At 36.2% G+C, this 5,401-nt stretch carries 5 protein-coding genes; 3 read left to right on the top strand and 2 right to left on the bottom strand.

The window, feature by feature from the left end:
• Positions 1-282: 282 nt before the first annotated feature.
• Together T515_RS18575 and T515_RS15725 are read right to left on the bottom strand one after the other, a co-directional pair.
• Positions 283-471, bottom strand: a complete 189-nt coding sequence (locus tag T515_RS18575; RefSeq protein ID WP_442950157.1) for a zinc-ribbon domain-containing protein — start codon at positions 469-471, stop codon at positions 283-285.
• Positions 384-1,010, bottom strand: a complete 627-nt coding sequence (locus tag T515_RS15725) for a hypothetical protein (RefSeq protein ID WP_036613344.1) — start codon at positions 1,008-1,010, stop codon at positions 384-386. Before T515_RS15725 ends, T515_RS18575 begins: the two co-directional genes overlap by 88 nt.
• Before the next feature lie 227 nt (positions 1,011-1,237).
• On the opposite strand from T515_RS15725, the gene T515_RS15720 reads away from it, so the two are divergent.
• From T515_RS15720 to T515_RS15710, 3 genes are all read left to right on the top strand, one after another.
• On the top strand, positions 1,238-2,866 hold the full coding sequence (locus tag T515_RS15720) for a glycoside hydrolase family 3 protein (RefSeq protein ID WP_051671818.1): 1,629 nt from the start codon (positions 1,238-1,240) through the stop codon (positions 2,864-2,866).
• An 84-nt stretch (positions 2,867-2,950) separates the two neighbouring features.
• Positions 2,951-4,342, top strand: coding sequence for an IS4 family transposase (locus T515_RS15715; RefSeq protein WP_036613334.1), 1,392 nt, complete (start codon positions 2,951-2,953; stop codon positions 4,340-4,342).
• Positions 4,343-4,432: 90 nt separating this feature from the next.
• Positions 4,433-4,873: a hypothetical protein gene (locus T515_RS15710; RefSeq protein WP_036613331.1), complete on the top strand. Its 441-nt coding sequence runs from the start codon at positions 4,433-4,435 to the stop codon at positions 4,871-4,873.
• Positions 4,874-5,401: the final 528 nt, after the last annotated feature.

The following is a 5,401-nucleotide window of genomic DNA, read 5'->3' as shown; positions in this document are numbered from 1 at the left end:
AAAACAAACAAAACTATTACAATATTGTATAGGTGTATATTACTGTTTTGTAGATTTTATTTAGAATGAACAAAACCTTATAGAACCAGTAATAGCAGGGGGTTATGGGTCAAAATAATTTTGTTTGAAAATTTTTGGTTTTCGCTTCGTATGAACAAAAACCAAAAAAATTTTTTTGAGAAAAAATCCAAAAAATGAACAAAACCCTATCTTGTTCAAATAACATTGCAATATGGGAGAAGGTCTCTAACCAATCGGTTAGAGACCTGTTTTTGTGAATAACTACTTTGGCTTCCGCTGAGTATAGTAATCAATAAAATGGTTAAGTTTACGCCTTTGCCCTCTGCAATATAAGCAAGGTTCTCTATGGCGTTTTATAAACATCAATCTTTTTTTAGGGGACATAAGGTATTTGTGTTTTTCGTCTTTGTAGCAAGTCCACCATAGCTTATCAGCTGAGTTGCTAAGCAAATCCCAAAATTTAACAAGATTTGGCTTTGAAGATACAGGGACGATCCTTGAAGAATAGCATTTTCTACATTTATTAAACTTATAGGAACCTTGATTGACGGTCTGCTTGCTATATTCCTTCCCTTATCTATGACAGTCACGAGATTTTCTATTTCTTTAGGGCTTAGGTCCATAGTCGTTATTACACGGGTTTTCTCCCTGGGATCAAGTCTCGTATATCTGTCTCCGAAGGCCATCTGTAACAGCATTGTGGCAAGACAGGAGAATACGTCGCGTTCAAGCAGCTCGAATGCCACGAACTCAGGTTTGAAAGTGTTGAACTGTGAATCCCTAAGGTATTTGAATGTGGTGGATGCGAAATTACCATAAATACATTTATGGCTTCTGGCATATGCGGCGAGAAAGTAGCCTTTGACATGGAGACCGGATTCCTCAGTGCTCTCATCTGCGATCATGCAGATATCCTGCAGGAATGATTTTGTGGCTGATCCTGCCCTGAAGTCGTTTTTCAGGAACAGTGAACCGATATCTTCACCCATGTACCTGTTTATCTCCGCATAGGTGCTTATCTTTCTTATGATTGGTAATGTGCTCTCACCGAAGATATCCCTGTGAGCCTGGGCGAGTGTTTTTTATTGTGATAAAACGCATTATTTGCGGTAAAATAAAAGATATATATTTTTTATGAGTTTGATTCTGAAGATGCATAAAAAAGAAAATAAATGTAATTTCAGAATAAACGGTAGGCGTTGGTGGAGGAATGGGAATGAAAAAGAATCATATTAATCGTAAGATATTATCACGAATAATCATAACGGGCAGTTTGATAAGTGCTCTATGTTTAAGTGGATGTTCAAAAAAAGAAGATTCAAAAAAAGAAGGTTCTGAAATGGATGGAATTATTTCAAACATGACAATGGATGAAAAAATTTCTCAGATGATTATACCGGCCATACGAACCTGGGATGGTGAAAACATCACAGATATAGATGACAATCCGGAACTAAGAGACGCTTTGCAAAAGCATCAGTATTGTGGTGTCATTCTTTTTGGTTCTAATATCATAGATAATGAACAGGTATATAATCTTGTGAAGAATCTTCAGGATAATAATAAACAGTCCGACAATGTTTCGGTTCATATCCCTTATATTATGCCTTTGGATGAAGAGGGCGGGATTGTCGTAAGACTCACATCCGGAACCAGAATGACAGGAAATATGGCAATAGGCGCAACAACGGATGCCGAAGGCAATGCCTTAAAAACAGGAGAGATAATAGGAGAAGAATTAGCAGCGCTAGGTTTTAATACAGATTATGCACCGGATATCGATGTAAACAATAATCCTTCTAATCCTGTCATTGGAACAAGATCATTTTCAGATGATCCGGAGGTAGTTGCAAAACTCGGTAAGTCATTTGCAGATGGATTGAAGGAAAAAAATATAATTGCGACATATAAACATTATCCCGGGCATGGTGATACTGAGACTGACAGTCATATAGGGACTCCTTCAGTTGAAAAGACATATGACGAAATAAAAGAAGTTGAATTGGTTCCTTTTAAAGAAGCAATAAATAATGGTGCGGATATGATAATGACTGCACATATTACCTATCCATTGATTGATGATGAAGTAACATTTGGCGATGGAGTTACAAAAGGATATTATCCGGCCACTATGTCCAGGAAGATGATCACTGACATTTTGCGTGACGATCTGGGCTTTAATGGAGTAGTTGTTACAGATGCATTGGAAATGGAAGCAATAAGAACTGCGGGACTTGTAAAAGGCGAGGAAGGTACTGTGGAATACGGTATCAATGTAGCCAGAGAAGTCATTAATGCCGGTGTAGACATTCTTTTGATACCGACAGACCTTAATAATGAAGATGCTGCTGCCTATTATGATGACTATATAAATGGAATATCTGAATTGGTTAAGTCCGGAGAAATCAGCTCAAAGAGAATTGATGAGAGTGTAAGACGTATATTGGTAATGAAAAATAAATATCATATTTTTGATATTGACGGCGGAAGCATAGATGAGAGTGAAGGCAAAACCAATTCTGAAAATCATATTGAAGAGGTAGGCTCTAAAGCACATCATGAGGATGAGATGGAAATTGCCAGAAAAGCAATAACTTTGTTGAAGAATGATGAAGATCTTATTCCTTTAGCACAAGATAAAAAGGATATTGTTTTCCTTGGAAGACAAAAGAACGATTCATGCACAATTAATTATGCTATTGATGAAATGAAGAAAGAAGGTCTTATTTCTGAAGATAGTAATATAAGTGTTGAGTATTATTATGATTCTTCTGCAGATGTAAAACTTAACTCAAACTTCCCACACCTAAAAGGTGTGATGTACCTTGAAAACTCTATACTTTAGACCAATAAAATAGGCATAGGTCACTTTCAAATGAGGTATAATGAATTTGCTACAAAACATTTACCAAGAAAGGACTTACGCCATATGCATATCTTATCACAGGGACAGCACTCAGAGGAAGAAATAAATTGCTCAATTTCAGATTTTATTTCAACATTTGAGGTTGGAAACCTACTTCGTAAATCCAATGCCAACAAACAAAAGGGAATTCCTGTGATGAGTATCTTTCGATACAAACTTGCGAATGTATTTTCCAGAAGCAGCCTGTATATGCAGATGAAGTCAAATCAATTTTCAGGTTCTTTTTCAAAAAATACTTTCTATCGTTTTTTGAATGATCCAAGAGTTAACTGGCTTCGTTTTACAACACTTCTTGCATTAGCAGTAATCAGGAATTTCTTCAAGCCTCTTACAAGTGATGAACGTGCAGATGTATTTATCATCGATGATTCTCTTTATGAGAGAGCCGGATATAAACATACACAGATGGCGTCCAAGGTATTTGATCATGTTTCAATGAAGTTCAAAAAAGGCTTTAGGCTACTGACACTTGGCTGGTCCGATGGGAATTCATTTGTTCCAATCAACAGTTGTCTCCTTGCATCTTCTAAAGTAGATAATCAGCTTGGAGATTTTGCAAAAACTGATAATCGTTCTCTTGCAGGAAAAAGAAGAAAATTAGCTGTAACAAAAGCCCCAGTAGTTGTTTTGGAGTTGCTCCAGTACGCATTAAATGCCGGGCACAAAGCCAAATATGTTCTTTTTGACAGCTGGTTTTCGACTCCTAATACATTGGTGAAAATCAAGGAAATGGGACTGGATTCCATTGCCATGATCAAGATCAGTTCCAGGATTGCTTATGGATATGAAGGACAGCGACTCAACATAAAACAGATATATGCCCAAAACAAGAAACGTCGAGGTCTTTCAAAATACCTTCTCTCTGTAGATGTAACTGTAGGTAAAGGAACTGATGATGAACCATCTATACCTGCAAGAATTGTTTGTGTTCGCAACCGTTCCAATAAAAAGGATTGGCTTGCGATCATATGCACTGACATGTCCTTGTCGGAAAGTGAAATAATCCGTATTTATGGCAAAAGATGGAACATAGAGGTATTTTTCAAGACTTGCAAATCTTTGCTAAAGCTCAGAACTGAATGTCACAGCCTTTCATACGATGCGCTGACAGCTCATGTTGCTATCGTATTTACAAGATACATGTACCTTTCTGTATATCAGCGAAAAGATCAGGATGAACGTACAATAGGTGAAATCTTCTATGTACTTCTAAGCGAAATGGAGGACATTTCATTCCAACATTCTATGTTTATTCTGATAGAAGCAATGACTGAAAGCATAAAAAACGTACTTCAAATCACAGATGCGCAGGTGGATGAAATCTATAAGGATTTCTTCTTTAGGTTACCTGAATATATGCAGGATGCGCTTACGAGCAACTATAAAGTGGCGTAATTATATTTTTATGGTCCAGAATATAGAGTTTTCAAGGTGCGAAGCCCACTTTTAATGTGGGAAGTTTAAGAACTTAATTATACAGATGATATGAAAAATAAAATATCAAGTGCTGATATAGTTATTGCATTTTCATATGCATCAGGCAGCGCTTTTTATGACAAGGAGAATCCACAATACATAGCGCTTCATTCTGCACTGAAGGACGTTCATGATAATGGAGGTAAATTTATCCTTCTGAGTGAAAATCTTCCTTATGATGCAGCGGTCTATAGTGATGCCGATGGTATAGTTCTTTCGTATATGGGTTCGGGACTAAATATAGATCCTACAGATAAAACTTCTGATGGAGTTAGTAAAGGTGCCATTAATGCAAACATCATCGCCGCTATCGAAACTATTTTCGGTTACAATAAACCAAAGGGTAAACTTCCGGTAAATGTACCTGAACTTACTGAGTTGGAAGATGGCACATATGGTTTTGGCTCAAATTATCTGTATGAAAGAGGCAGTGGGTTATTAACCGAATAGAACTTAAGTTTGAAATGAAAAATGGAATGGGGAACGTATGTAGACCATGCAAATCATGAAGTGAGTGTTTTAGGACAGAAATATGCATGGTTTAAAACTCAAATTACGCATATTTGACTCTGCCTTGATTATGGAGTTATAGTAAATGACATTTGAATAATATAACTTAATGATGAATACGGTAAACTGATAATCAATTTATATAAGCGACAATCAAATCTCATTTAAATAATGGATGTTGACATTGCGTGGGATTGAAATATTATTTCATCAAATTTAAGTTAAATCAAAGCGCCGTTTCCTTGCTATAAAGCAAGGGACGGCGCTTTGAAGTATGGTTGGTGCCATTCCATATCGTTACTGTAAAAAACTAACAAAACTATTATAATATTGTATAGGTGTATATCATTGTTTTGTAGATTTTATTTAAAATGAACAAAACCCTATATTAAGCAATGAGCATTGCAATATGGGAAACAGGGGAGAGTTTGAAATTTTTTCTGTAAATATGGGTATTCTATGATAATT

This window comes from Oribacterium sp. P6A1 (assembly GCF_000702885.1).
Lineage (GTDB): Bacteria > Bacillota > Clostridia > Lachnospirales > Lachnospiraceae > Oribacterium.
This window is presented reverse-complemented; position numbering and strand designations above follow the sequence as displayed.